This is a genomic window from Mesorhizobium sp. XAP4, assembly GCF_029269325.1.
Classification (GTDB): Bacteria; Pseudomonadota; Alphaproteobacteria; order Rhizobiales; family Rhizobiaceae; genus Mesorhizobium; species Mesorhizobium ciceri.
Genome location: NZ_JARIXW010000007.1, coordinates 240719 through 266079 on the forward strand (window position 1 = coordinate 240719; position 25361 = coordinate 266079).

At 62.7% G+C, this 25361-nt stretch carries 25 protein-coding genes; 15 read left to right on the forward strand and 10 right to left on the reverse strand.

Going from position 1 to position 25361, the window contains the following annotated elements; genetic code table 11:
* Window positions 1-3: 3 nt before the first annotated feature.
* Window positions 4-1257 carry a tyrosine--tRNA ligase gene (gene tyrS / locus P3C39_RS27400; protein ID WP_275954665.1) on the reverse strand — a complete coding sequence of 418 codons (1254 nt, stop codon included), beginning with the start codon at window positions 1255-1257 and terminating at the stop codon, window positions 4-6.
* A gap of 342 nt (window positions 1258-1599) precedes the next feature.
* Here tyrS and P3C39_RS27405 point away from each other — a divergent pair, with 342 nt between their 5' ends.
* Together P3C39_RS27405 and P3C39_RS27410 are read left to right on the forward strand one after the other, a co-directional pair.
* Window positions 1600-3243 (forward strand): glycosyltransferase family 39 protein, encoded by a 1644-nt coding sequence (locus P3C39_RS27405; RefSeq protein ID WP_275954664.1) that lies wholly within the window; start codon window positions 1600-1602, stop codon window positions 3241-3243.
* A 45-nt stretch (window positions 3244-3288) separates the two neighbouring features.
* Window positions 3289-4119, forward strand: a complete 831-nt coding sequence (locus tag P3C39_RS27410) for a phosphatase PAP2 family protein (protein ID WP_063171956.1) — start codon at window positions 3289-3291, stop codon at window positions 4117-4119.
* Between the two features lie 11 nt (window positions 4120-4130).
* On the opposite strand, the gene P3C39_RS27415 is transcribed toward P3C39_RS27410, so the two are convergent.
* A complete protein-coding gene (locus tag P3C39_RS27415) occupies window positions 4131-4781 on the reverse strand; it encodes an FMN-binding negative transcriptional regulator (protein WP_013532164.1) in 651 nt (216 codons plus the stop codon).
* Window positions 4782-4802: 21 nt separating this feature from the next.
* The gene (locus P3C39_RS27420) at window positions 4803-5477 is read right to left on the reverse strand and encodes an alpha/beta hydrolase (protein ID WP_013532163.1); all 675 of its coding nucleotides are present in this window, start codon (window positions 5475-5477) and stop codon (window positions 4803-4805) included.
* Window positions 5478-5713: 236 nt separating this feature from the next.
* Between P3C39_RS27420 and P3C39_RS27425 the strand changes: the two genes are divergently transcribed.
* From P3C39_RS27425 to sufA, 7 genes are all read left to right on the forward strand, one after another.
* Window positions 5714-6877 carry a cysteine desulfurase family protein gene (locus P3C39_RS27425; RefSeq protein WP_275954663.1) on the forward strand — a complete coding sequence of 388 codons (1164 nt, stop codon included), beginning with the start codon at window positions 5714-5716 and terminating at the stop codon, window positions 6875-6877.
* Between the two features lie 242 nt (window positions 6878-7119).
* Complete coding sequence (sufB, locus tag P3C39_RS27430) at window positions 7120-8637, forward strand: Fe-S cluster assembly protein SufB (protein WP_013532161.1); 1518 nt, start codon at window positions 7120-7122, stop codon at window positions 8635-8637.
* A gap of 27 nt (window positions 8638-8664) precedes the next feature.
* Window positions 8665-9420, forward strand: coding sequence for a Fe-S cluster assembly ATPase SufC (sufC, locus tag P3C39_RS27435; protein WP_023810312.1), 756 nt, complete (start codon window positions 8665-8667; stop codon window positions 9418-9420).
* Between the two features lie 19 nt (window positions 9421-9439).
* Window positions 9440-10708: a Fe-S cluster assembly protein SufD gene (gene sufD / locus P3C39_RS27440; protein WP_275954662.1), complete on the forward strand. Its 1269-nt coding sequence runs from the start codon at window positions 9440-9442 to the stop codon at window positions 10706-10708.
* Between the two features lie 185 nt (window positions 10709-10893).
* Window positions 10894-12135 (forward strand): cysteine desulfurase, encoded by a 1242-nt coding sequence (locus P3C39_RS27445; RefSeq protein WP_064995408.1) that lies wholly within the window; start codon window positions 10894-10896, stop codon window positions 12133-12135.
* 21 nt (window positions 12136-12156) lie between these two features.
* Complete coding sequence (locus P3C39_RS27450) at window positions 12157-12549, forward strand: SUF system Fe-S cluster assembly protein (RefSeq protein WP_013532157.1); 393 nt, start codon at window positions 12157-12159, stop codon at window positions 12547-12549.
* A gap of 103 nt (window positions 12550-12652) precedes the next feature.
* Window positions 12653-13033, forward strand: a complete 381-nt coding sequence (gene sufA / locus P3C39_RS27455; protein ID WP_013532156.1) for a Fe-S cluster assembly scaffold SufA — start codon at window positions 12653-12655, stop codon at window positions 13031-13033.
* A 184-nt stretch (window positions 13034-13217) separates the two neighbouring features.
* Here sufA and P3C39_RS27460 read toward each other — a convergent pair whose 3' ends face one another.
* Window positions 13218-13715, reverse strand: coding sequence for a GFA family protein (locus P3C39_RS27460; RefSeq protein WP_024504571.1), 498 nt, complete (start codon window positions 13713-13715; stop codon window positions 13218-13220).
* Window positions 13716-13805: 90 nt separating this feature from the next.
* Between P3C39_RS27460 and P3C39_RS27465 the strand changes: the two genes are divergently transcribed.
* The gene (locus P3C39_RS27465) at window positions 13806-14129 is read left to right on the forward strand and encodes a TfoX/Sxy family protein (RefSeq protein WP_024504570.1); all 324 of its coding nucleotides are present in this window, start codon (window positions 13806-13808) and stop codon (window positions 14127-14129) included.
* 233 nt (window positions 14130-14362) lie between these two features.
* Here the strand turns inward: P3C39_RS27465 and P3C39_RS27470 are convergent, their stop codons facing one another.
* Together P3C39_RS27470 and P3C39_RS27475 are read right to left on the reverse strand one after the other, a co-directional pair.
* Window positions 14363-15280, reverse strand: coding sequence for a pseudouridine-5'-phosphate glycosidase (locus P3C39_RS27470; protein WP_064995407.1), 918 nt, complete (start codon window positions 15278-15280; stop codon window positions 14363-14365).
* 74 nt (window positions 15281-15354) lie between these two features.
* On the reverse strand, window positions 15355-16299 hold the full coding sequence (locus P3C39_RS27475) for a carbohydrate kinase family protein (RefSeq protein ID WP_275954661.1): 945 nt from the start codon (window positions 16297-16299) through the stop codon (window positions 15355-15357).
* A gap of 252 nt (window positions 16300-16551) precedes the next feature.
* Between P3C39_RS27475 and recA the strand changes: the two genes are divergently transcribed.
* Both recA and alaS read left to right on the forward strand, forming a co-directional pair.
* Window positions 16552-17649 (forward strand): recombinase RecA, encoded by a 1098-nt coding sequence (recA, locus tag P3C39_RS27480; protein WP_013532151.1) that lies wholly within the window; start codon window positions 16552-16554, stop codon window positions 17647-17649.
* 292 nt (window positions 17650-17941) lie between these two features.
* The gene (gene alaS / locus P3C39_RS27485) at window positions 17942-20608 is read left to right on the forward strand and encodes an alanine--tRNA ligase (RefSeq protein WP_027162375.1); all 2667 of its coding nucleotides are present in this window, start codon (window positions 17942-17944) and stop codon (window positions 20606-20608) included.
* Window positions 20609-20660: 52 nt separating this feature from the next.
* Here the strand turns inward: alaS and P3C39_RS27490 are convergent, their stop codons facing one another.
* The 3 genes from P3C39_RS27490 to P3C39_RS27500 form a co-directional block, all read right to left on the reverse strand.
* Complete coding sequence (locus P3C39_RS27490) at window positions 20661-21314, reverse strand: glutathione S-transferase family protein (protein WP_027162374.1); 654 nt, start codon at window positions 21312-21314, stop codon at window positions 20661-20663.
* A gap of 12 nt (window positions 21315-21326) precedes the next feature.
* Complete coding sequence (locus P3C39_RS27495; protein ID WP_027162373.1) at window positions 21327-21506, reverse strand: hypothetical protein; 180 nt, start codon at window positions 21504-21506, stop codon at window positions 21327-21329.
* 137 nt (window positions 21507-21643) lie between these two features.
* A complete protein-coding gene (locus tag P3C39_RS27500; protein WP_275954660.1) occupies window positions 21644-22855 on the reverse strand; it encodes an NADP-dependent isocitrate dehydrogenase in 1212 nt (403 codons plus the stop codon).
* A gap of 216 nt (window positions 22856-23071) precedes the next feature.
* Here P3C39_RS27500 and P3C39_RS27505 point away from each other — a divergent pair, with 216 nt between their 5' ends.
* The 3 genes from P3C39_RS27505 (at window position 23072) to P3C39_RS27515 (ending at window position 25032) form a co-directional block, all read left to right on the forward strand.
* Complete coding sequence (locus tag P3C39_RS27505) at window positions 23072-23986, forward strand: RNA methyltransferase (protein WP_275954659.1); 915 nt, start codon at window positions 23072-23074, stop codon at window positions 23984-23986.
* Window positions 23979-24779 carry a glutamate racemase gene (gene murI / locus P3C39_RS27510; RefSeq protein WP_013532145.1) on the forward strand — a complete coding sequence of 267 codons (801 nt, stop codon included), beginning with the start codon at window positions 23979-23981 and terminating at the stop codon, window positions 24777-24779. The genes P3C39_RS27505 and murI overlap by 8 nt, the downstream gene beginning before the upstream one ends.
* A gap of 64 nt (window positions 24780-24843) precedes the next feature.
* Window positions 24844-25032 carry a DUF3008 family protein gene (locus P3C39_RS27515; protein WP_023810328.1) on the forward strand — a complete coding sequence of 63 codons (189 nt, stop codon included), beginning with the start codon at window positions 24844-24846 and terminating at the stop codon, window positions 25030-25032.
* A gap of 112 nt (window positions 25033-25144) precedes the next feature.
* Here the strand turns inward: P3C39_RS27515 and P3C39_RS27520 are convergent, their stop codons facing one another.
* Complete coding sequence (locus tag P3C39_RS27520; protein WP_013532143.1) at window positions 25145-25354, reverse strand: hypothetical protein; 210 nt, start codon at window positions 25352-25354, stop codon at window positions 25145-25147.
* Between the last annotated feature and the right edge of the window lie 7 nt (window positions 25355-25361).

Here is a 25361-nt window from a genome sequence, read left to right on the forward strand (position 1 = left end):
AGTTCAAATCGGCCGTATCAGAATGTGTTTTTTCTTTCCCAAGGAAAGCTTTACGACGTTTTCCGGACTCAAATCCTGAGGGGTCACCAGCCGGCGCTCGTCGCTCACCGGCTCGTCGTTCAGGCGCACGGCGCCGCCCTGCACATGCCGCCGCGCTTCGCCGTTCGACGCCGCCAGTCCGGCGGTAACCAGCAGCGACAGGATGCCGACGCCGGTTTCGAGCGCTGTCCTGTCGACCTCGACGGTCGGCAGCGACTCCGCGAGCGCGCCTTCCTCGAACGTCTTGCGCGCCGTATCGCTGGCTTGCTCGGCGGCCGCGCGGCCGTGCAGCAGGGCGGTGATCTCGGTGGCGAGGATCTTCTTGGCCTCATTGATCTCGGATCCGCCGAGCCGCTCGAGCCGCGCCACCTCGTCCAGCGGCAGCGTCGTGTAGAGCTTCAGGAAGCGGGCGACGTCGGCATCCTCGGTGTTGCGCCAGTACTGCCAGAATTCGTAGGGGCTCAGCATCTCCGCGTCGAGCCAGACCGCGCCCGACGCGGACTTGCCCATCTTGGCGCCCGACGAGGTGGTGAGCAGCGGCGTGGTCAGTGCATAGAGCTGCGCGTCCTCCATGCGGCGGCCGAGGTCGATGCCGTTGATGATGTTGCCCCACTGGTCGGAGCCGCCCATCTGCAGGCGGCAGCCGAGACGCTTGTAGAGCTCGACGAAATCATAGGCCTGCAGGATCATGTAGTTGAATTCGAGGAACGACAGCGACTGCTCGCGATCGAGCCGCAGCTTGACGGAATCGAACGCCAGCATGCGGTTGACGGAAAAGTGACGACCGACATCGCGCAGGAAATTGACGTAGTTGATCTCCATCAGCCAATCGGCGTTGTTGACCATGATGGCGTCGTTGGGACCGCTGCCGAATTTGAGGTAGGGCATGAAGTTGCGGCGGATACCTGCAAGATTGTCTTCGATGTCCTGCGGGGTCAAAAGCTTGCGCGCCTCGTCCTTGAACGACGGGTCGCCGATCATCGAGGTGCCGCCGCCCATCAGCGCGATCGGCCGATGACCGGTCTGCTGCAGCCAGTGCAGCATCATGATCTGGATCAGCGAGCCGGCGTGCAGGCTCTTGGCGGTCGCGTCGAAGCCGATATAGGCTGTCACCGTCTCCTTGGCGAAGATATTGTCGAGACCGGCATCATCCGAAGTCTGGTGGATGAAACCGCGCTCGCTCATCGTGCGCAGGAAATCCGATTTGAAGACAGGCATTTTTTCTATTCCCGAAAGCGTCCGGCCGCTGTGGCTCAGGCGTGCATGAACGCGGGCGTTTAGCATCCAAGCGCGATCAGCAAAAGTGGTTTCCGGTTTTGCGATGATCGCGCGCCAGACAAAGGTCCAGCGATCAGCAAAAGTGGTTTCCGGTTTTGCGACTGATCGCGCCAGACAAAGGTCTAGCGATCAGCAAAAGTGGTTTCCGGTTTGCAGCCCGCGCGGATGGCGTTGCGAATCCTTGCTTCGTCGTTTGGGCTGGCGTATTGAGGCGCCGCGCAGGGCAGGGCCTGAGGCGCCGCGACGGGGCCATCCCGCAGATCAGATCCGGAAAGCTCCGCGATGAACAGGAACTATCTTTTTCTCTTTCTGTTCAGCGTGCTGATGACGTTCAGCGGACTGGCGAGCCTTCCACCCATCGACCGCGACGAATCCCGTTTTGTCCAGGCTACCAAGCAGATGGTCGAAACCTCCGACTATGTCGACATCCGTTTTCAGGATGCCTCGCGCTACAAGAAGCCGATCGGCATCTACTGGCTGCAATCGGCGGCCGTGGCGCTGAGCGGCGAGGGGGCGGCGGCGCCGATCTGGGTCTACCGCCTCGTCTCCATGCTTGGCATTGCCTTGGCCGTCGTCGGCATCGCCTGGACGGGCACCAAGCTGTTCGGGGCCAATGCCGGTCTCGCCGCCGGCCTGATGATGGCGGCGATCTTCGCCACCGCCTTCGAGGGCCGTGACGCCAAGACCGACGCCATGCTGCTGGCCTGCTGCGTGGCGGCGCAAGGCGCGCTCGCCCAGATCTATCTGGCATCGCGCCGCAACAAACCGGTAGCCGCCCATCTTCCGTGGATATTCTGGGCCGCTCAAGGACTTGGAATCCTTATCAAGGGGCCGGTGGCTCCGCTCCTGTCGGTGCTCACGGTCGCCGCCCTGTTTGCCTTCGAGCGCGACTGGCGCTGGCTCCTGAAGCTGAAGCTGGTGCGCGGTGTCGCTCTGGTGGTGCTCATCGTGTTGCCCTGGGTCGCCCTCATCACCTGGAAGAGCGGCGGCGCCTTTCTCAACGATGCCGTCGGCAAGGACATGATGGCCAAGGTGGCCTCGGGCGAGGAATCGCACGGCCTGCCGCCCGGTTTCTACATGCTGACCTATTCCTTGTTCATGTGGCCGTTCGGCCTGATCGCGGTCGGCGCCGGGCTGCAGGCCCTCAACCGTCTGCGCGACGATCCCCGGCTGCGTTTCTGCCTCGCCTGGTACATTCCGTTCTGGCTGGTGTTCGAGCTGATCCCGACCAAGCTGCCGCACTATGTCCTGCCGGCCTATCCCGGCATGGCGCTGCTGATCGGCTGGCTGCTGACATTGTCGCCGCAGGAGGCCAATGCGCCGCTCAGGCGCTGGCAGGACTGGTTGTGGTGGTCGACCGCATTCGGTCTTGCCGTGGTCAGCCTTGGCCTGGCGGCGGTCTGCGTCGGAGCGCCGATCTATCTCACCGGCTCCTTTTCCTGGTGGAGCATCCCCGCCGCCGCGGCGGCGCTGGCGGCAGGGTATTTCGCTTTTTCGCGACAGCTGCAAGTGCCGCTCTCCCGCATCGGCGCCATCGCGGTCTGCGCCGGCATCACCTATGGGCTGTTGTTCGGCGTCATCGCGCCTTCGCTGAAGCCGATCTGGCTGAGCCCGGCGATCGAGGCGGCAGTCCAGGCCAACAGGCCTTGCGACACCACGGTGCTCGCCTCAGCGGAATATCACGAGCCGAGCCTGGTGTTCCTGGTCGGCACCAAGACGGTCCTGACCGATGTCGATGGCGTCGCCAAGCATCTGCTCGGCGATCCGGCCTGCGCGCTGGCGCTGGCACAAATCGGCGACGAGCAGAAGCTGAATGGCCTGTTGGAGGCGCAAGGCAAGTCGGCGAGCCGCGTTGCCGAGGTCGACGGCCTCAACTATTCGTCGGGAGACAAACTGTCGCTCGGCCTCTATCGTGTAACCCAGTGACGGCTCGCCGATGCCCATGACGGCAACAATGGGGTCGAATTTCCTATGCTGGTGAAATCACGCCCGCCCGTTTCGAGCCTGCTCCTTGGCATAGGGCGCCGGTCGCTCGACAACTTTCGCGATACGATGCAGATCGCCAAAAGCCGCCTTGCCACCCGGCCGGCCAGATACCCGAATATTTTGTGGTCGGTCTGGGTGCTGGTCTGGGTCTTGCTGACCGCGGCGGCATTTGTTCGTCTCGACACTCCGGCCGGAATGCTTCACGGCAAGTGGTCGGCGGGATTTGCCCGGACTGCCGACTTTTTCACCCAGTTCGGCCTGGGAGGCTGGTATATCATTCCCTCAGTGCTTCTGCTTGTCGCCGCGAACCTGACGGATTGGCGAAGCCTGTCGCGGCGCTCGCTGATGCTGCTCTACAACTGGACCTGCCTGGCTTTTCTGGTGCTGTGCGCCACCGGCCTGTCGGGGATCGCCGTCAATGTGCTGAAATATGCCATTGGCCGGGCTCGCCCGCTGTATTACGAGGACTTTGGCGTGCTGACCCTGCACCCCTTCGCTTTCGATGCGCGCTTCGCCGGCTTTCCGTCCGGCCATGGTACGACAATGGGCGCGGTTTTCGGGGTCGCTTTGCTGTTGTTTCCGCGGCGATGGTACATCGCCCTGGCGATCACCGCCTGCATCGCCTCGACCCGTATCTTCGTTGGCGCGCACTATCCCAGCGACACCGTCGCCGGCTTCGGCCTTGGCTGCGGTTTCGCGCTTGCCTGCGGGCTGGTCTTTGCCCGGCTCGGCTTCATCTTCCGGCCGACGCCGTCGGGACTGCCGGTCCGCAAGAGAACGTTTCGGCTGATCGGACCGACAAGGAAGGCTGCCTGAGCATTCGAAGTTCAGTTGCCGTCCAGTCCGCCATAGGATCTGACCAGGTCGGCCATGCCGGGCGATTGGTGGTCTTCGCTTTCGAGCCCCTGTGCAACGCCGACGCGATCGGCGACCGGCCGGTTCTGGCTGACCTTCCACTTGCCGTGGATTTCGCTGATCTCGATTTCCAGCCCGATAATGCCCTTGATCTGCGACTGGATGAAGGGCTCCGGCGCATCGGTCACCGCCCAGGGCGCGGCGCGGGCGCCTTCCTGGGAGACGGTCAGATCGGCGATCTGCTGCGCCAGCCAGTCCTGATCATCCATCACCTTGACGGTGCCGCGAACCTGCACGATGGCATAATTCCAGGTCGGCACCACCTTGCCGGTCTCGCGCTTGGTCTCGTACCAGGACGGCGTCACATAGGCATCGCTGCCCTGGAAGACGATCAGTACGGTTGACGCCGGATTGTCGGCCAACAGGCGCCATTGCGGGTTGGCCCGCGCCAGATGGGCGCGCAGCCTGCCGTTCGGCCCGATTTCCGCGTCGAGCAGGAACGGGATGGCGTTGGCGACCGGCCCATCGGGCCCGTTGGAAATCAACAGGCCCAGCGGATGCGTCCGGATCAGCCCGTGCAGGATTTCCGGCCGCGTTTCCCTGAAATGAGGAGGTTCGTACATCGCCGTCCCTGCTTTCTTTGCTTATCTCAGCCGCTTCGGCCGCGGATCCGACAATTCGCCGGCCAGCCGGCGGTCGAGATAGTCGGCGCATTCCTCGAGCAGCAGGTCGGCATCGTTGGAGAAGAAATGGTTGGCGCCGGGCAACGTCTTTTGGGTGATGGTGATGCCCTTCTGCGTGTGCAGCTTGTCGACCAGGCCCTGCACATCCTTCGGCGGCGCCACCTTGTCGGCATCGCCATGGATGATCAGGCCCGATGACGGGCAGGGCGCCAGGAACGAGAAATCATAGGTGTTGGGCTGCGGCGCGATCGAGATGAAGCCTTCGATCTCGGGCCGGCGCATCAGAAGCTGCATGCCGATCCAGGATCCGAACGAGTAGCCGGCGACCCAGCAGCTCTTGGAATCGGGATGCAGCGACTGCACCCAATCCAGCGCCGCAGCGGCATCCGACAACTCGCCGGTGCCGTGGTCGAATTCGCCCTGACTGCGGCCGATGCCGCGGAAATTGAAGCGAAGCGTGGTGAAATCCCGCTTCTGGAACATGTAGAAGAGGTCGTAGACGATCTTGTTGTTCATCGTGCCGCCGAATTGCGGGTGCGGGTGCAGGACGATGGCAATCGGCGCGCTCTTTTCCTTGGAAGGCTGGTAGCGACCTTCCAGGCGGCCGGCAGGACCGGTGAAAATGACCTCAGGCATAAAATACTCCACTAGGTAATACGAATGCGCGGTGCCTGGAACGTTTCCTCTGGCCTTGACGCAGGGCGAGCGTCTTCTTAGAAGCTAGTTTAGAATTGTTCAAAACTGAGTGGCAAGACATCGAGCCCGGCCACCCGCGCCGCAAGCCGCGTAAATAGGACGGCTCGCCTTGGAATTTCAAGGAAATAACGCCATACGACGGCGGAATGGCTTCTGACGGGACTTGACGGACGAAAATGGCCGCAAAACGCGCCTATCTCGACTACAATGCCAGTGCGCCGCTGCTTGCCGCGGCCCGCGAAGCTATGGTCGCGGCGCTCGATGTCGCCGCCAATCCGTCATCGGTTCACGCCGAGGGGCGGGCGGCCCGCCGTCTGATCGAGACCGCAAGGCGTGACGTGGCGGCGCTCGTCAACGCCAAGCCCGAGCACGTCGTGTTCACCTCCGGTGCCACGGAAGCAGCCTCGACGCTGCTGTCACCCGACTGGCAGATGGGGCGCGGCACGGTGCGCATGAGCCGGCTTTACGTGTCGGAGGCCGATCATCCCTGCCTGTTGAACGGCGGACATTTCCCGTCAGCGCAGGTAAACCGGATCGGCGTCGACGCCAACGGTATCGCCGATCTCGACGCTTTGGCGGCAGCGCTCAGTGGTCATGACAAGAGCGAAGGCCTGCCGCTGGTTGCCATCCACGCCGCCAACAACGAGACCGGCGTCATCCAGCCGATCGATCGCATCGCCCGGATCGTCAAGGCGGCGGGCGGCATCCTCATGGTCGACGCCGTGCAGGCCGCCGGGCGTGTTTCGATCGATATGTCAGCGGGTTACGCCGATTACCTGATTCTGTCCTCGCATAAGATCGGCGGCCCCAAGGGCGTTGGCGCCATCGTCGCCGCTTCCGACCTGATGATGCCGAAGCCTCTGATCAATGGCGGTGGCCAGGAAAAGGGCCATCGCGGCGGCACCGAAAACCTCGCGGCCATTGCCGGCTTTGGCGCCGCCGCACGCGAAGCCCTGGCCGGGTTGCCGGCCATAGATGCGGTGCGCCGGCGCCGCGACGAGATCGAGGCCATCGTGAAAACGCTGGTGCCGGACGCGGAAATCTTCGGAACCGGTGCGCCAAGGCTTGCCAATACGGCATTCTTCGCTATTGCGGGCGTCAAAGCCGAAACCGCGCAGATCGCCTTCGACCTGGCCGGTGTAGCGCTGTCGGCCGGCTCTGCCTGTTCGTCGGGCAAGGTCGGACCGAGCCATGTGCTGAAAGCCATGGGATACGGTGACAGCCTTGGCGCCTTGCGCGTGTCGATCGGTCCGGCGACGGGCGCGGAAGACATCGAGTTGTTTCGCGTTGCGCTGACGGGAATCGCCGCGCGTCGGGCGGATAGAGAAAAAGCCGCGTGAGCGGTTGGGGCATCGGACCGAAAAGCACGTAGCGATTTTCGGGAAAATCCGATGCTTGACGAAAATGATTTGGGCCATTCGGCCTGGTAGAGCCGTGCGTTTCATGCTGGCCGGGTGAATTTCCGGTCGAAGCGCACTATATGAAACTTACGCTGCCGCAAGCGCCTTTTTGGGGTTCGTTTTGGCGGTGCCATAGTTTGAAAACTGTCGGGCCTTGACCCCGGCGTGGATGGAGAACGCATATGCCTGCTGTGCAGGACACGATCGATCGGGTCCGAAAGATCGACGTCGACCAATACAAATATGGATTCCAGACCGAAATCGCGATGGATAAGGCCCCCAAAGGCCTCAGCGAAGACATTATCCGTTTCATTTCGGCCAAGAAGGACGAACCGTCCTGGATGCTGGAATGGCGTCTGGAAGCCTATCGCCGTTGGCTGACGCTTGACGAGCCGACCTGGGCGCGCGTCCACTATCCCAAGATCGATTTCCAGGACATCTACTTCTACGCGGCGCCCAAGAGCACGCCCGGCCCGACCTCGCTCAGCGATGTCGATCCCGAACTCTTGAAGGTCTACGAGAAGCTGGGTATTCCGCTGCGCGAGCAGGAAATCCTCGCCGGCGTGCAGAAGACCGACGCCTCGGAACTCGAGGAAGTCAGCGACAATGTCTACAAATCGGGCCGCGTCGCCGTCGACGCCGTGTTCGATTCCGTTTCCGTCGTCACCACCTTCAAGAAGGAGCTGGCGCAGGCCGGCGTCATCTTCTGCTCGATCTCGGAAGCCATCCGCGAGCATCCCGAACTGGTGAAGAAGTATCTCGGCTCGGTTGTGCCGACCTCCGATAATTATTACGCCACGCTGAATTCGGCCGTGTTCACCGACGGCTCGTTCGTCTTCGTGCCCAAGGGCGTGCGCTGCCCGATGGAGCTGTCGACCTATTTCCGCATGAACGAGAAGAACACCGGCCAGTTCGAGCGCACGCTGATCATCGCCGAGGAGGGGGCTTACGTCTCCTATCTCGAAGGCTGCACGGCGCCGCAGCGCGATGAGAACCAGCTGCATGCTGCCGTCGTCGAACTGGTGGCGCTCGACGATGCCGAGATCAAATATTCGACGGTGCAGAACTGGTATCCCGGCGACGCCGAGGGCAAGGGCGGTATCTACAATTTCGTCACCAAGCGCGGCGACTGCCGTGGCGATCGCTCGAAGATCTCGTGGACGCAGGTCGAGACCGGCTCGGCGATCACCTGGAAATATCCGAGCTGCATCCTGCGCGGCGACGATTCCTCGGGCGAGTTCTATTCGATCGCTGTCTCGAACGGTTATCAGCAGGTCGACAGCGGCACCAAGATGATCCACCTCGGCAAGAACACGTCGAGCCGCATCATCTCCAAGGGCATCGCCGCCGGCTTCTCGCAGAACACCTATCGCGGCCAGGTCTCGGCGCACCGCAAGGCGACCAACGCCCGCAACTTCACCAACTGCGATTCCCTGCTGATCGGCGACCAGTGCGGCGCGCACACCGTGCCCTACATGGAAGCCAAGAATTCGACGGCGCAGTTCGAGCACGAAGCGACCACGTCGAAGATTTCCGAGGACCAGAAGTTCTACGTCATGCAGCGCGGTATCCCTGAAGAGGAAGCGATCGCGCTGATCGTCAACGGCTTCGTCAAGGACGTCATCCAGCAACTGCCGATGGAATTCGCCGTCGAGGCGCAGAAGCTGATCGGTATCTCGCTTGAGGGCTCGGTCGGCTGACCGGACAGATATTCAGGAAACGAAAAAATGCTTGAAATCAGAAACCTGCACGCCCGCATCGTCGATGACGGCACCGAAATCATCCGCGGTCTGAACCTGACGGTGAAAGCCGGCGAGGTCGCCGCGATCATGGGGCCGAACGGCTCGGGCAAATCGACGCTGTCCTACATCCTCGCCGGCCGCGAGGACTATGAGGTGACCGAAGGCGACATCCTCTACAACGGCCAGTCGATCCTCGAAATGGATCCGGCCGAGCGCGCCACGTCAGGCATTTTCCTCGCCTTCCAGTATCCGATGGAGATACCGGGCGTCGCCACCATGGAATTCCTGAAGGTGGCGATGAACGAGCAACGCAAGGCGCGTGGCGAGGAGCCGCTGAAGATCCCGGAATTTTTGAAGCGCGTGAAGGAAGCCGCCGCCTCGCTCAGCATGGACATGGCGATGCTCAAGCGGCCGCTCAATGTCGGCTTCTCCGGTGGCGAGAAGAAGCGGGCAGAGATCCTGCAGATGAAGCTGCTGGAGCCGAAATTGTGCGTGCTCGACGAAACCGATTCCGGGCTCGACATCGATGCGCTGAAGATCGTTTCCGATGGCGTCAACGCGCTGCGCGCGCCGGACCGGGCGTTCCTGGTCATCACCCATTACCAGCGCCTGCTTGAGCACATCGTGCCCGACACCGTGCATGTGCTCTACAAGGGGCAGGTCATCAAGTCGGGCGACAAGTCGCTGGCGCTCGACCTGGAAGCCAACGGCTACGCCGGCGTGATCGGCGAAGCAGCGTGAGATGCCAGAGGGCAGTTTGATGAACATGCACGCACAACCGCAGCGGACACCGGCCGAGACAGCGTTGATCGACGCGTTCGGCGACCGGCTGTCGCTGCTGCCGGGTGACGGCGCGGTGATGCTGAAGCGCGACGACGCCATCGAGACGATCAAGCACGGCCTGCCGACGCGGCGCGTCGAATCCTGGCACTATACCGACCTGCGCCGGTTGCTGAATACCGTGCCGGACTTCGACCCGGCCGCCTTGGCCAAAGTCATTGCGCCGATCGTCGACGGTTCCACCGTGGTGTCGATCCTGAACGGCAAGTCCGACGCCAAAGCGCCGGTTCTTGAAGGCGTCTCTTTCCAGCGCCTGTCGGAAAAGCTGGTCGACGGCAGCGCAGCACCTGGGCTCGACCCCTATGGCAGCGACGACGCCATCGGCGCGCTGAACACGGCTTTCGTCGCCGACGGATATTTTGTCGACATCGCCGATGGCGTGGAACTCGAAAAGCCGGTCGAGCTGCAGAACCTGCAGGCCGGCGGCCAGACCCATGTGCGCCTGCCAGTGCGTGTCGGCGCCGGCGCCAAGGCCGTCATCGTCGAACGGCAGACGGGTGACGGCGCTGCCCTGGGCAGCTCGGTCAGCCAGCTCGTGCTCGGCGAAGGCGCCGAGGTGACGTGGCTGATCGTCCAGGAACAGCCGGAAACGGCGACGCATCTGGCGCAGTTCAAGGCCCATATCGGCAAAAATGCCAAGCTGACGCTGTTCGTCATGAACGCCGGCGGCAGACTGGTGCGCCAGGAGATCATGGTCAGGACGACTGGCGAAGGCGCCGATTTCAAGCTGCGCGGCATCAACCTCCTGGCCGGCGACACCCACACCGACGTGACCATGGTTCTCGACCACGCCGTGCCGCACACGACCTCGACGGAGATCATCCGCAACGTGGTGACGGGCAAGGCGCGCGGCGTCTTCCAGGGTCGCATCAACGTCCATCAATATGCGCAGAAGACCAACGCCAAGATGGCATGCAACACGCTGTTGCTGTCGGACGACGGCGAGTTCTCGATCAAGCCGGAGCTTGAAATCTTCGCCGACGACGTGATTTGCGGCCATGGCGCGACGGTCACCGAGATCGACCACGATCATCTGTTCTACCTGATGGCGCGCGGCGTCGACGAGAAAAGCGCGCGGGGGCTGCTCGTGAAGGCCTTCGTCGCCGAGGTGATCGAGGAACTGGACGACGAGGCGATCGTCGAAGCGCTGGAAGCGCGGCTCGACGGCTGGTTCGTGGCACACGGCTAATTGGATGGGGTCCGGCAAAGCCACCCCTCATCCGTCTTGGCGCTACGCGCCAATCCACCTTCTCCCACAAGGGGAGAAGGTAAAGCGCTAGACCTTCTCCCCTTGTGGGAGAAGGTGGCCGAGCGAAGCTCGGTCGGATGAGGGGTGTTGGAAGGATCTCGGCCTTGGCCGGCAAGGACTTTGAAATGGACCAGAAACTCGAAAACATTCCCTACGACGTCGAAGCGATCCGCCGCGATTTCCCGATCCTGTCGCGGGAAGTCTATGGCAAGAAGCTGGTCTATCTCGACAATGGCGCCTCGGCACAGAAGCCGCAGGTGGTGCTCGACGCCGTCCAGCACGCCTACAGCCAGGAATATGCCAACGTCCATCGTGGCCTGCATTTCCTGTCCAATGCCGCGACCGACGCCTACGAAAAGGCGCGCGAAACGGTACGCCGTTTCCTCAACGCGCCAAGCACCGACAACATCATCTTCACCTCGAACACGACCTCGGCCATCAACACCGTGGCCTATGGCTATGGCATGCCCAACATCGGCGAGGGCGACGAGATCGTGCTGTCGATCATGGAGCACCACTCCAACATCGTTCCTTGGCATTTTATCCGCGAGCGGCAGGGCGCCAAGCTGGTCTGGGTGCCGGTCGACGATCTCGGCGTCTTCCACATCGAGGAATTCGAAAAACGGCTGACCGACCGCACCAAACTGGTCGCCGTCACGCAGATGTCGAATGCGCTGGGCACGGTGACGCCGATCAAGGAAATCGTGCGCATCGCGCATGCGCGTGGAATTCCCGTCCTCGTCGACGGCAGCCAGAGCGCCGTGCATATGCCGATCGATGTGCAGGATCTCGACTGCGACTTCTTCGTCTTCACCGGGCACAAGGTTTATGGCCCTTCGGGCATCGGCGTGCTCTACGGCAAGAAGGACATTCTCCAGGGCATGCGCCCCTTCATGGGCGGTGGCGAGATGATCGAGGAGGTGACGGAAGACATCGTCACCTACAACGAGCCGCCGCATCGTTTCGAAGCCGGCACGCCGCCGATCGTGCAGGCGATCGGACTGGGTGCCGCGCTCGACTATATGGAAACGATCGGCCGCGAGCGCATCGCCGCGCATGAGGAAGACCTTAAGAACTATGCGCATGAGCGGCTGCGCGCCATCAATTCGCTGCGCATCTTCGGCGATGCGCCCGGCAAGGGAGCCATCATCTCGTTCGAACTGCAAGGCATTCATGCGCACGACGTGTCGATGGTGATAGACAGGCAGGGCGTTGCAGTCCGCGCGGGCACCCATTGCGCCCAGCCGCTGTTGAAACGTTTCGGCGTAACCTCCACATGCAGGGCATCGTTCGGCATGTATAATACCAGGGCCGAAGTCGACGCTTTGGCCGAGGCGCTTGAAAAAGCGCGCAAATTCTTCGGATGACGATTTTTTTGGGTGACGACCATGGATGATGCAAGCATCGCTGCCGAGACCACTCCGGAAACCGCGCCCAATGCGCTGGTTTCGGGATCGGCCATCCCAGCCGACGAACTGGCGCGGTTGACCGACGACATCGTATCGGCGCTGAAGACGGTCTACGATCCGGAAATCCCGGCCGATATCTACGAGCTCGGCCTCATCTACAAGATCGACATCGAGGACAATCGCTCGGTCAAGATCGACATGACGCTGACCGCTCCCGGCTGCCCTGTTGCCGGCGAAATGCCCGGCTGGGTCGAAAATGCCGTCGGCGCCGTCGAAGGCGTGTCCGGCGTCGAGGTCAACATGACCTTCGACCCGCCCTGGTCGGCCGACCGCATGTCGGAAGAGGCGCAGGTGGCGGTGGGTTGGTACTAGCCCGACAGAGGCTGGTGCACTTGCGCCATGGATAAAACTTCACCATTTTAGGTGAGGAATCATTCGGCAGGCCTTGAACCTGCATGGAATGGAAGGAAAAAGAATGGGACGCTTCGCCGTCATCACCATGACCGAAAAGGCCGCCGACCGGGTGCGCGAGATCGTCGCCACCCGCGACAACGCGCATGGCATCCGCCTCGGCATCAAGAAGGGCGGCTGCGCCGGCATGGAATATACGGTCGATCTGGTGACCGAGCCCAACACCAAGGACGACCATATCGAGCGCGACGGCGCGCATGTCTATGTCGCGCCCGAGGCTGCGCTATTCCTGTTCGGCACCGAGATGGATTTCGAGCAGACGACGCTGCGCACCGGCTTCACCTTCCACAACCCGAACCAGAGCTCGGCCTGCGGCTGCGGCGAATCCGTCGAACTGAAGCCGGCCGACCTGAAGGCACTGGCAGAGGCACGCGCTTCGGCCTGATTTTTTCCTTCGCCCCGTTTACGCGGAGAAAGTGTCACGAAGTGACGGATGAGGGGCAGCGCCAGCCTCTCCAGAGTTAGCTCCGCCCAGCCTGCCGGCGTACGTCGTTAGAAAATCCAAGCAATTGGCTTTTCGTTCGGTGCGCGGATCACTCCTCACCTCCCCGTAAACGGGGCGAAGAAACTCACTCCACCCACATGCCCGTCCGCTTGTGCCAATCGGCGATCGATTCCTCGGGATAGACGTCGAAGACCTTGTCGTGCTTGCCAACCACCGGTTCCACCCAGTTCGCTTTGTATTTCAGCATCAGGTGCACTCGGCTCGGCGGAATGGGTAAATCGCTGTCGATCGCTGAGGCGAAGGGGTGCACCAGTTCCGGCCATGTCGGATCGTAGAGCCAAAGGGCTGAGCCGCATTTCTTGCAGAAATTGCGCTCGCCGGTTGAGATTTCGCAATGCGGATGCTCGTCGTCCTCGATCTCCGCCCGAAAGACGCCGAGGCTGCGCTTGCCCCTGATGTTCAGTGTCTCGTTGTCGGCACCGAGATTGATGGCGAAGCCGCCGCCGCCTTGCTGCTTGCGGCAGATGGAGCAGTAGCACAGCATGAACGGCGCCGGCGTGTGGCTTTCCACCTCGAAACGCACGGCATTGCAGCGACAGGACCCTTTCAGCAGAAGCGGCATGGCGGGAAAACTCCGATACCTCTCTCAACCTGTCAGCATGATTTTGGTTGCGGCGATGACAAGGCCAGATGCCGGTGACATGATCGCGGCATGGACAATGAACGCATCGCCGAACTGTTCGAGGGTCTCGGCCCTGTCAGCATCCGCAAACTGTTCGGCGGCAAGGGCATCTATTTCGACGGCGTCATCGTCGCCATCGTGCTGCGTGGCGAATTGCTGTTGAAAGCCGACGAGCAAAGCGCGCCCGAGTTCGAGGCCGCCGGCTGCACGCAATGGACCTATACCGGCTCGCGCCACGGCAAGCTGGTCGCCATGCCCTACTGGAGCGTTCCCGACAGCGCTTTCGATGATCCCGACGAGATGACGGTCTGGGCACGGCGGGCCTATGAGGCGGGGCGGCGGGCGGGGAAGTGATGCCAGCCTTGGGGCGCTGGCGCGAGTTAACCCCCCATCTGTCCTGCCGGACATCTCCCCCTCAAGGGGGAGATCGGACGTCATCGCGACCTTCGCCAATCTTTCGATGGTGAAGGAATGAACGGAGCGCCGAAGCTTCCAATCTCCCCCAGATGTCCGGCAGGACAGAGGGGGGCGCGAGAAGGAACGCGGCGGTTGCGTTTAGCCGTGCATTGCCGAACGCCTATCCCACCCTACAGAGCCCTGGCTATCCTCGCCGCCAGCCGTGCATTGTTTTCCACCAGCGCGATGTTGGTCTTCAGGCTCCTGCCGCCGGTCAGTTCGAGGATCTTTCCCAGCAGGAATGGCGTCACCGCCTTGCCGGTGACATGTTGTGCCTCGGCGGCCTTCTGCGCGGCGTCGATATAGCCCGCCATCTCCGCAGCCGGGATTTCCTGGTTTTCCGGCACAGGATTGGCAATCAGCATGCCGCCGGCGAGTCCTAGTGCCGCCCTCGTCTGGTAGAAATGCGCGATCTCTTCCGGCTCGTGCAAGGTCAGTGGCGCGCGGAACGGCGATTGCCTGGACCAGAAGGCCGGCATCGTCTCGCAGCCATGGCCGATCACCGGCACGCCGCGCGTCTCCAGCACTTCCAGCGTCTTTTCGATGTCGAGGATGGCCTTGGCGCCGGCCGAGACGACAATCACCGGGGTGCGCGCCAGCTCGTCGAGATCGGCGGAAATGTCAAAGCTCTTTTCGGCGCCCTTGTGCACACCGCCGATACCGCCGGTGGCGAACACTTTTATGCCGACCATATGCGCCGCGATCATGGTGGCGGCGACCGTGGTGCCACCGGTGCGCCCTTGCGCCACGGCAAAACCGAGATCGGCGCGCGACAGCTTCATCGCGTCGCCCGTCATCGCCAGCGATTCGCGCTCGCCGTCCGAAAGCCCGATCTTGATGCGGCCGCCAACCACGGCGATCGTCGCCGGCACGGCGCCGCCATCGCTGATGATCTTTTCGACATCGGCCGCCATGGCGCCATTGTCGGGGTAGGGCATGCCATGGGTGATGATGGTGCTTTCCAGCGCCACCACCGGCCGGCCGTCGGCCAGGGCCTGCGCCACCGGCGCGTGGATGTCGATGAAGGGGCGGGCGGTCTCAGGGGTCATCAAGGTCTCCTATCCGGAATGCGGCGCGTCCGTCGGACGCTCGGCAACATCGCGGCACTATGAATTCGCCGGTCTCATGCCATTTCCCTGGCATCCGGCACAAGAGCCAACGCTTCCGCGAAGCTCGCCGCGGTGAACTCCGGAACGGCGGCGGCGCTTTCGATGGCAAGCGTCGCCCCGGCAATGCCTTCGCGCAGAGCTGCCCGCAACGGCAGTCCTCGCAGCAAGGCAGCGACCGTTGCGCCCGCCAGCGCATCGCCGGCGCCGGTGACGTCGGCGACTTTTCTTGGTGGCGGCGGCTGGATCGAGAAGGCGCCGGCTTCATCGAAGCCCAGCATGGGCCCGCCGCCTGCCGTCACCACGCCGCTGACGAGGCCGCTGCATCGCAACCCGTCGACGACCTCGCGCTCCGTGGCATTCGCGGCGACGCCGGCCAGCGCCATGGTCTCGCGCCGGTTCATGAAGACCAGCGAAAGCTCCTTCAGCACCGGTAGCAACCGCACCACCTTGGCCGGCGAAATGGCAATCGCGAAAACCGGCTTGCCCGCGGCGAGCGCGACCAGCCGTTCCAGCGCCGAAGAGGGCAGGTTGGCGTCGCACAGGATCGCGTCGGCGGCAGCGATCACCTCCCGCACCTTGGAGCGCCTAATCTGCTTGGGAAACGCCAAATCATAGAGCGCCATGTCGGCAAAGCCGACGATCAGTTCGCCCTCGCTGTCGATCAGCGCCGTGTAGCTCGGCGTCGTGCGGTCGAGGAAGACCGCCGACAGGTCGGCAATGCCTGCCCCGGCAATGGCCCGCGAAACCGTGTCGGCTGCGGCATCGCCGCCGCGCACCGACATCAGCGACGCGGAGACGCCGCGCCGTACGGCACTGCGCAAAGCGTTGAAGACGCCGCCGCCGACATCCTCGCGCATTGTGCCCGGATTGGAGGCGGCGGGCACGTAAGCGCCGGACACCTGGCCCCGCCGGTCGATATGGGCGCCGCCTACGGCCAGTATTTTCGCGGATTTCAGCATGCCGGCGATATGACCTTTGTTATTCCAGCCGCACAAGCGCTAGGCTGTGCGACGGAGCTTCGCATGCAAGGCGGCGATTCGGCAGATCGAAACAACCGGCCGTCTGGCCCAACGTGCGGTGCATCCCTGATCGAATCCTTGGACAAAAAAACAGATATTTGATCCCTCTTGCCAAATGAGAACAAAAAAGGTACAAATAGGCAGGGATTACGGATTGTCCGGCCTTCATTGACGACCAAGGGGTGATGTATCATGGCTCAGAATTCTTTGCGGCTGGTAGAGGACAAGGCAGTGGACAAATCAAAGGCTCTGGATGCGGCGCTGTCGCAGATCGAGCGGGCTTTCGGCAAGGGCTCGATCATGCGGCTCGGCGCCAACGAGCAGGTCGTCGAGATCGAAACGGTGCCGACCGGCTCGCTTGGCCTCGACATCGCGCTTGGCGTCGGTGGCCTGCCGCGCGGCCGCATCATCGAGATCTACGGGCCGGAAAGCTCGGGCAAGACGACGCTGGCCCTGCACACCGTGGCCGAAGCCCAGAAGAAGGGCGGCATCTGCGCTTTCGTCGATGCCGAGCACGCGCTTGATCCGGTCTATGCCCGCAAGCTTGGCGTCGATCTCGAAAACCTGCTGATTTCGCAGCCCGACACCGGTGAGCAGGCGCTGGAAATCTGCGACACGCTGGTGCGCTCCGGCGCCATCGACGTGCTGGTGGTCGATTCGGTCGCGGCGCTGACGCCACGTGCCGAAATCGAAGGCGAGATGGGTGATTCGCTGCCCGGCCTGCAGGCCCGCCTGATGAGCCAGGCGCTGCGCAAGCTGACCGCCTCGATCTCGCGCTCCAACACCATGGTCATCTTCATCAACCAGATCCGCATGAAGATCGGCGTCATGTTCGGTTCGCCCGAGACGACGACCGGCGGCAACGCGCTGAAATTCTACGCATCGGTGCGCCTCGACATCCGCCGCATCGGCTCGGTCAAGGACCGCGACGAAGTCGTCGGCAACCAGACCCGCGTCAAGGTGGTCAAGAACAAGCTGGCGCCGCCCTTCAAGGTGGTCGAGTTCGACATCATGTATGGTGAAGGCGTGTCCAAGACCGGCGAACTGGTCGATCTCGGCGTCAAGGCCGGCGTGGTCGAGAAGTCGGGCGCCTGGTTCTCCTACAATTCGCAGCGTCTCGGCCAAGGCCGCGAGAATGCCAAACTGTTCCTGCGCGACAATCCCGACACCGCACGCGAGATCGAGCTGGCGCTCCGACAGAATGCCGGGCTGATCGCCGAAAAGTTCCTTGAGAATGGCGGCTCCGAAGGTGGCGACGACGGGTTCGAGGAGGAATCCGGCGCGATGTGACAACTCGCGAGGTCGGCCGGAGTTCGGCCATAATCGCATTCTATTATCTCGGGCTTAAGTAATCGAGTTCCGCGTTAATGCGTTTTGAAACCGCCGGCCCAGTGCCGGCGGTTTTGCGTTTCGGCGGCGAAAACAGGCCGGTTCGAACGGCCGGCAAAGGCCGTGGATTGGACCAATTCCGTGTTTCTGGACAGGGTGAAGCGCGGCGGCTAAAAGGCCAAGTCCTAATCTTCTAAAACGCAGAGCCCATTTCCGCCGGTTTGCCGGCGGCCCTTCCGAAAAGGCAGCATTCATGAGTGGCGTGAACGAAATCCGGTCGACATTTCTCGACTACTTCCGCAAGGAGGGTCACGAGATCGTCGCGTCGAGTCCGCTGGTGCCGCGCAACGACCCGACGCTGATGTTCACCAACGCCGGCATGGTACAGTTCAAGAACGTCTTCACCGGCCTGGAGAAGCGGCCCTATTCGCGCGCCTCGACCGCCCAGAAGAGCGTTCGCGCCGGCGGCAAGCACAACGATCTCGACAATGTCGGCTACACCGCGCGTCATCTGACCTTCTTCGAGATGCTCGGCAACTTCTCCTTCGGCGACTATTTCAAGGAGCGCGCCATCGAGCTTGCCTGGAACCTGATCACCAGGGAATTCGGGCTGAGCAAGGACAAGCTGCTGGTCACCGTCTATCACACGGATGACGAGGCGGCCGGCTTCTGGAAGAAGATCGCCGGTTTTTCCGACGACCGCATCATTCGCATCGCGACCTCGGACAATTTCTGGGCGATGGGCGACACCGGACCCTGCGGGCCGTGCTCGGAGATCTTCATCGACCGCGGCGAGCACATCTGGGGCGGCCCTCCCGGCAGCCCGGAGGAGGATGGCGACCGTTTCCTGGAATTCTGGAACCTGGTGTTCATGCAGTATGAACAGGTGACGAAGGAGGAGCGCATCGACCTGCCGCGCCCCTCGATCGACACCGGCATGGGCCTGGAGCGCATGGCGTCCATCCTGCAAGGGGTGGAAAGCGTCTTCGAGACCGATCTGTTCCGTCACCTGATCGACGCGGCCTCGTCCGCGATCGGGCATGGTCCCGACAAGGAGACGGTCGCCTCCTACCGGGTCATTGCCGATCATCTGCGCTCGTCCTCCTTCCTGGTCGCCGATGGCGTGCTGCCCTCGAACGAAGGCAGGGGCTACGTCCTGCGCCGCATCATGCGCCGCGCCATGCGCCATGCACAGCTGCTCGGTGCCAACGAACCGCTGATGTGGAAGCTGGTGCCGGCGCTGGTGCGCGAAATGGGCCAGGCCTATCCGGAACTGCTGCGCGGCGAACAATTGATCACCGAGACGCTGAAGCTCGAGGAGACCAGGTTTCGCAAGACGCTGGTGCGCGGCCTCGGCCTGCTTTCCGAGGCGACCGAAACGCTGCATGCCGGCGACATGCTGGATGGCGAGACGGCCTTCAAGCTCTACGACACCTATGGCTTCCCGCTCGACCTGACGCAGGACGCACTGCGCCAGCGCAGCATCTCGGTCGATATTGCCGGCTTCACCAACGCGATGGAGCAGCAGAAGGCCGAGGCGCGCAAGCATTGGGCCGGGTCCGGCGACGCCGCCACCGAGACCATCTGGTTCTCGGTGCGCGAGAAGGCCGGCGCCACCGAGTTCCTCGGCTATGAGACTGAAGCTGCGGAAGGCATCATCCAGGCGCTTGTCCGGGACGGCAAGGCTGTCGACGGCGCCGGCAAGGGCGACGCGGTGGCGATCGTCGTCAACCAGACGCCGTTCTATGCCGAGTCCGGCGGCCAGATGGGCGACACCGGCGTCATCTCCGGCGAGGGGTTCTCGATCGAGGTTTCGGATACGCAGAAGAAGGCCGACGGGCTGTTCGTGCATATCGGCAAGGTGGCCAGCGGCACCGTCAAGACGGGCGCGGCTGTCGAGCTGAAGGTCGATCATGCAAGGCGCTCGAGGCTGCGCGCCAACCATTCCGCGACGCATCTGATCCATGAGGCGCTGCGCGAAGTGCTGGGCAGCCATGTCGCACAGAAGGGCTCGCTGGTCGCGCCCGAGCGCCTGCGCTTTGACATCTCGCACAACAAGCCGATTTCGGCCGAAGACCTCGAAGAGGTCGAGCGCATGGCCAACGAGATCGTCGTCCAGAACGGCCCGGTGACCACGCGCCTGATGTCGGTCGACGATGCCATCGCCGAGGGCGCCATGGCGCTGTTTGGCGAAAAGTACGGCGACGAAGTGCGCGTCGTGTCGATGGGCACCGGCCTGCACGGCGCCAAGGCGAACCGGCCCTATTCGGTCGAGCTCTGCGGTGGCACCCATGTCCGGGCGACCGGCGATATCGGCCTCGTGCGTGTCGTATCGGACAGCGCGGTCGCCGCCGGCGTGCGCCGCATCGAGGCATTGACGGGCGAAGCCGCGCGCAAACATCTCGACGAGCAGGACAGGCGTTTGAAGGCGACGGCAGCCGTGTTGAAGATTTCGCCGGCCGATGTACCGGCGCGCGTCGAGACGCTGCTCGAAGAGCGCAAGAAGCTCGAAAAGGAACTGACCGAAGCGCGCAAGAAGCTGGCATTGGGCGGCGGATCGTCTGCCGATGCTCCAGCCGCCAATGAGACGGTCGCCGGTGTCGGCTTCCTCGGCAAGACGGTCTCAGGTGTCTCACCGAAGGACCTGAAGCCGCTGGCCGATGCCGGCAAGACGTCGCTCGGCTCCGGCGTCGTCGTCTTCGTCGGCGCCGGCGAAGACAACAAGGCAAGCGTCGTGGTGGCCGTCACCGACGATCTCGTCGGCCGCTTCAGCGCCGTCGACCTTGTCCGAGTGGCCTCGGCGGCACTCGGCGGGCAGGGCGGCGGCGGACGGCCCGACATGGCCCAGGCCGGCGGCCCCGACGCTTCCAAGGCCGATGATGCGATTGCTGCGGTAAGGGCGGCACTCGAAGCGGCGTAGGCGAGTGGACTGAATTTAAAGCAACGGTTGGAGGGACAGCGGACGTCACTTATCAGCCGATTTTTTCAGTCCGCACGAAGCTAGGCCGAGCCGCAATGCGCGCATACCAGTCCCGGATATCAGGGAACTCGGCCAGCAGATTTCGCCCCTCGGCGACCTTGACGAAATAACCGATGATCGGTGCGGCATGCAGGTCGGCCAGCGTCAGCTGGCCGCCCAGCAGCCACGGTCCCGGCGCTTTCAGCGCGGACAGCGTCCGAAGCGCTTTGCTCGCCTGAGCAAGGCCGCCGGCGATCAACGCCTCATCCGGCTGAGCCTTCTCCAGCCGCTCGACGGCGACATCCCAGACCATCGACCTGTAGGCATAGGCATCGAGCAAGCCGATGATCAGGTTCATGGTTGCGCGGATGCGCGCATCGGCAGGCTGCAGCGCCGGCCCGTCGAAGGCTTCGTCGATATAGCGGGCGATCGCATTGGTCTCGAACAGCCGAAACCCGTCATGCGCGAAGGCCGGGATGCGGCCGAACGGATGATGCTCGAAATACCAGGCGGGAACGCCCTCGGCGGCAAAGACATCGACCGGCACAAGCTCGTAGTCGATGCCTTTTTCCTCAAGCACGAGGCGGACGATGCGCACATAGACGCTATAGTCCGCCCCGTAGACGATGGGCTTGCTCGACGATGTGGTGTTGACGCTATGATCGATGCGGGCGACGCTCTATTCTTTTATCTTCACAACGGGCTTGCCATCTTCGATGACGAGCGTGATCTTGCCTCCAAGCTCCGCCGGAGCGGGAGCGACATTGGCAGCTTGCACCTCAAACTTCGGCATGGAGTCCAAGAGCTCTTTGCCCTTGGTACTCTTTAGCCGTTCTTGCTGATCGAACCACATAGCCATTTACATCTACCTATTTTCGCAAATCCAGCTCATCCACGGAAGACAGATTTGCACTTCGACACGCCTCAAGTCTTTGTCGTTAACTTAGTGCTGTCGCGCACGAGATCAATATCGAGCGAAGCCTTTGGACGACATGCCTACGCCATCGCTTTCTGCAAATTCTCGTCGATCTTGTCGAGGAAACCGGTGGTCGACAGCCAGGGCTGGTCGGGGCCGATCAGCAGCGACAGGTCCTTGGTCATGAAGCCGGACTCGACCGTCTGGATGCAGACCTTTTCCAGCGTGTCGGCAAAGCGCTTCAGCTCGGCATTGTCGTCGAGCTTGGCGCGGTGGGCGAGCCCCCGCGTCCAGGCGAAGATCGAGGCGATCGAATTGGTCGAGGTTTCCTCGCCCTTCTGGTGCTGGCGATAGTGGCGGGTAACGGTGCCGTGCGCGGCTTCGGCTTCCACCGTCTTGCCGTCCGGCGTCATCAGCACCGAGGTCATCAGGCCGAGCGAGCCAAAACCCTGGGCCACCGTGTCGGACTGGACGTCGCCGTCATAGTTCTTGCAGGCCCAGACATAGCCGCCCGACCATTTCAGGGCGGAGGCAACCATGTCGTCGATCAGGCGGTGTTCGTACCACAGCTTCTTCGCCTTGAACTCGGCCTCGAATTCAGCCTCGTAGACTTCCTGGAAGATGTCCTTGAAGCGGCCGTCATAGGCCTTCAGGATGGTGTTCTTGGTCGACAGATAGACCGGATAATTGCGCAGCAGGCCATAGTTCAGCGAGGCGCGGGCAAACTCGCGGATGGACTCGTCCAGATTGTACATGGCCATGGCGACACCGGCGCCGGGCGCATCATACACGTCGTGCTCGATCACCTTGCCGTCCTCGCCGACGAACTTGATCGTCAGCTTGCCCTTGCCGGGAAAGCGGAAATCGGTGGCGCGGTACTGGTCACCGAAAGCGTGACGGCCGACGATGATCGGCTTGGTCCAGCCGGGCACCAGGCGCGGCACGTTCTTCATGATGATCGGCTCGCGGAAGATCGTGCCGCCAAGGATGTTGCGGATGGTGCCGTTCGGCGACTTCCACATCTTCTTCAGCTTGAACTCCTCGACGCGCTGCTCGTCAGGCGTGATCGTCGCGCATTTCACGCCGACTCCCCATTTCTTGATGGCGTTGGCCGAATCGATGGTCACCTGGTCGTTGGTGGCGTCGCGGTGTTCCACGCCGAGGTCGTAATATTCGAGTTTCAGGTCGAGATAAGGGTGGATCAGCTTGTCCTTGATGAACTGCCAGATGATGCGGGTCATCTCGTCGCCGTCGAGCTCGACGACCGGGTTCGCCACCTTGATCTTCGCCATGGAAAGAATGCCTCGTTGCTGGGATGTGGGACGGCCTTGCCCGCGTGGCGTTGGGCCGGGAGATGTCGCCCGTATATCAAAGCGCTTTTGGCCACGCAAACGGCGATCGGTCACGAATTGGAGGCCAGAGCCGTCGTCATTTGCGAATGCTTCATTTTCCCGGCCGAATATGGCAGGGGACGCTGAAATGCCGCAAACAGCAGTTCATTGACAATCATGCCCGTCACCAAAGATCCTGATAGCATTGCGACCGCCGGCCCGGCGATCATCCTCGTCGAGCCTCAGCTTGGCGAGAACATCGGCATGGTCGCGCGCGCCATGGCCAATTTCGGTCTGTCGGAGCTGCGCCTCGTCAATCCGCGTGACGGTTGGCCGAGCGAGAAGGCACGTGCGGCGGCGAGCCGCGCCGATCATGTCATCGACGCCGTCACCGTCTTTGACGATCTGGCCTCGGCGCTCGCCGACCTGAACTTCGTCTTCGCCACCACGGCCAGGCAGCGCGACGGCTTCAAATCCGTGCGCGGGCCGGTGGAGGCGGGCAGGATGCTTCGGACCCGTCACGCAATGGGCCAGCGCACCGGCATCCTGTTCGGCCGCGAGCGCTTCGGCCTCTACAATGACGAGGTCGGCCTTGCCGACGAGATCGTCACGTTCCCGGTCGATCCCGATTTCTCGTCGCTCAACATCGCCCAGGCCGCGCTTCTGATGTCCTACGAATGGATGAAGTCCGGCCTGGAAGACGAGACCAAGACCAATTTTTCCGGCCCGGACATGAAGCCGGCAAGCAAGGAGGAATTGCACGGCCTGTTCGCCTATCTCGAAGGCGCACTGGAAGCGCGCGGCTATTTCCGGCCGGCACCGAAGAAGCCGAAAATGATCGACAATCTGCGTGCGGTGCTGACGCGCGCCGGTTTTGCCGAACCGGAGCTGAAGGTGCTGCGCGGCATCATCTCGTCGCTCGACAGGTTTTCGCCGGCGATGCCGCGCGGCGACGGGTCCCCTGGCGATGATCCACGACGCTTGCCCGCGGCCGCCGCGCGGGCCCGCAAGGCGGAAGCGGCGCGCCTTGCCGGCGCCGGCAAGGACGATGACATACCGCCGCTTGGCGGAAAAGGAACCGACAATGACTGAGCGGCCGATCCTGATGTTCGATTCGGGCATCGGCGGGCTCACCGTACTGCGCGAGGCGCGCGTGCTGATGCCCGACCGCCGCTTCATCTATGTCGCCGACGACGCTGCGTTTCCCTATGGCGCCTGGGAAGAGCCGGCGCTGAGGGTGCATATCCTTGAATTGTTCGGCAAACTGCTTGAGCGGTTTGCGCCGGCCATTTCGGTCATCGCCTGTAACACCGCCTCGACGTTGGTGATCGACGCGCTGCGCGACAGATTTCCCGAGCATCCTTTTGTCGGCATGGTGCCTGCGATCAAGCCGGCGGCGGAACGCACGCGCTCAGGGCTGGTTTCGGTGCTGGCGACGCCTGGCACCGTCAAGCGCCAGTACACGCGCGACCTGATCAGCAAATGGGCGCAGAAATGCCATGTCCGCCTGGTCGGCAGCGACAGGCTGGCGGGACTGGCTGAGATCTACATGCGTGAGGGCTTCGTCGATGAGGAGGCCGTGCGCGCCGAGATCACGCCATGCTTCGTCGAACGTGATGCGCTGCGTACGGATATCGTCGTGCTCGCCTGCACACACTACCCCTTTCTGGCCAATCGTATGCGCAAGACGGCGCCTTGGCCGGTCGACTGGCTCGACCCCGCCGAAGCGATCGCGCGCCGGGCGCTGTCGCTTCTCGCCGACATCGATCCGAGCGGTCGTGGCGAGATGTTGCCTGAAGGGCCCGACCTTGCCGTCTTCACATCGAAAAGAGCCGATTTCCCCACCCGCCGCCTGATGCAGGGGTTCGGGTTGGCGATGTCGTGATTGCGAAGCGGAACATCACGGCAGTCGTTGCGTTTTTTTCCTGATGCCAACGGGAGAAAGAGCCATGCCAGCCACCTCGAAAGCCCAGCAGAAAGCCGCCGGCGCGGCTCTGTCGGCCAAGCGCGGCGAGACCAAGAAGAGCGAACTCCAGGGCGCTTCCAAGGGAATGTACGAATCGATGAGCGAAAAGCAGCTCGAGGAATTCGCCGAGACGAAGCGCAAGGGCCTGCCGGAGAAGAAGTCGAAAGACTAGAGTGCGGTCCGCCGTTCAAGGGAAACGCCGAAGAACACGAGCCGGAATCGAAAGCCCGCGGCCAAACCGCGGGCTTTGAAGTGATGTCGGCCGCCTGAGACCGGATTGCAGCCTACCAGCGCCCTCTGCACTGCTTGATCTTGTAGCGGATGACCTTCTTGTGGCCGTGCCGCCAGATAATTTTCTTCTTGATCACGATGCGGCAAGCCTGGTGATGCCGGTGCCCTTGCCAATGCCTGGCCTCAGCCGGCTCCGGTGTCATGACCGCCATGGATCCCGCCAACACAGCGGCTCCTGTCAGGGTAAGGAAGAATTTCTTCATGCGAATG

Coding starts and splice junctions, on each gene's coding strand:
- tyrS (WP_275954665.1), bottom strand. CDS start 1,257: ATGCCTGTCTTCAAATCGGATTTCCTGCGCACGATGAGCGAGCGCGGT.
- P3C39_RS27405 (WP_275954664.1), top strand. CDS start 1,600: ATGAACAGGAACTATCTTTTTCTCTTTCTGTTCAGCGTGCTGATGACG.
- P3C39_RS27410 (WP_063171956.1), top strand. CDS start 3,289: ATGCTGGTGAAATCACGCCCGCCCGTTTCGAGCCTGCTCCTTGGCATA.
- P3C39_RS27415 (WP_013532164.1), bottom strand. CDS start 4,781: ATGTACGAACCTCCTCATTTCAGGGAAACGCGGCCGGAAATCCTGCAC.
- P3C39_RS27420 (WP_013532163.1), bottom strand. CDS start 5,477: ATGCCTGAGGTCATTTTCACCGGTCCTGCCGGCCGCCTGGAAGGTCGC.
- P3C39_RS27425 (WP_275954663.1), top strand. CDS start 5,714: ATGGCCGCAAAACGCGCCTATCTCGACTACAATGCCAGTGCGCCGCTG.
- sufB (WP_013532161.1), top strand. CDS start 7,120: ATGCCTGCTGTGCAGGACACGATCGATCGGGTCCGAAAGATCGACGTC.
- sufC (WP_023810312.1), top strand. CDS start 8,665: ATGCTTGAAATCAGAAACCTGCACGCCCGCATCGTCGATGACGGCACC.
- sufD (WP_275954662.1), top strand. CDS start 9,440: ATGAACATGCACGCACAACCGCAGCGGACACCGGCCGAGACAGCGTTG.
- P3C39_RS27445 (WP_064995408.1), top strand. CDS start 10,894: ATGGACCAGAAACTCGAAAACATTCCCTACGACGTCGAAGCGATCCGC.
- P3C39_RS27450 (WP_013532157.1), top strand. CDS start 12,157: ATGGATGATGCAAGCATCGCTGCCGAGACCACTCCGGAAACCGCGCCC.
- sufA (WP_013532156.1), top strand. CDS start 12,653: ATGGGACGCTTCGCCGTCATCACCATGACCGAAAAGGCCGCCGACCGG.
- P3C39_RS27460 (WP_024504571.1), bottom strand. CDS start 13,715: ATGCCGCTTCTGCTGAAAGGGTCCTGTCGCTGCAATGCCGTGCGTTTC.
- P3C39_RS27465 (WP_024504570.1), top strand. CDS start 13,806: ATGGACAATGAACGCATCGCCGAACTGTTCGAGGGTCTCGGCCCTGTC.
- P3C39_RS27470 (WP_064995407.1), bottom strand. CDS start 15,280: ATGACCCCTGAGACCGCCCGCCCCTTCATCGACATCCACGCGCCGGTG.
- P3C39_RS27475 (WP_275954661.1), bottom strand. CDS start 16,299: ATGCTGAAATCCGCGAAAATACTGGCCGTAGGCGGCGCCCATATCGAC.
- recA (WP_013532151.1), top strand. CDS start 16,552: ATGGCTCAGAATTCTTTGCGGCTGGTAGAGGACAAGGCAGTGGACAAA.
- alaS (WP_027162375.1), top strand. CDS start 17,942: ATGAGTGGCGTGAACGAAATCCGGTCGACATTTCTCGACTACTTCCGC.
- P3C39_RS27495 (WP_027162373.1), bottom strand. CDS start 21,506: ATGGCTATGTGGTTCGATCAGCAAGAACGGCTAAAGAGTACCAAGGGC.
- P3C39_RS27500 (WP_275954660.1), bottom strand. CDS start 22,855: ATGGCGAAGATCAAGGTGGCGAACCCGGTCGTCGAGCTCGACGGCGAC.
- P3C39_RS27505 (WP_275954659.1), top strand. CDS start 23,072: ATGCCCGTCACCAAAGATCCTGATAGCATTGCGACCGCCGGCCCGGCG.
- murI (WP_013532145.1), top strand. CDS start 23,979: ATGACTGAGCGGCCGATCCTGATGTTCGATTCGGGCATCGGCGGGCTC.
- P3C39_RS27515 (WP_023810328.1), top strand. CDS start 24,844: ATGCCAGCCACCTCGAAAGCCCAGCAGAAAGCCGCCGGCGCGGCTCTG.
- P3C39_RS27520 (WP_013532143.1), bottom strand. CDS start 25,354: ATGAAGAAATTCTTCCTTACCCTGACAGGAGCCGCTGTGTTGGCGGGA.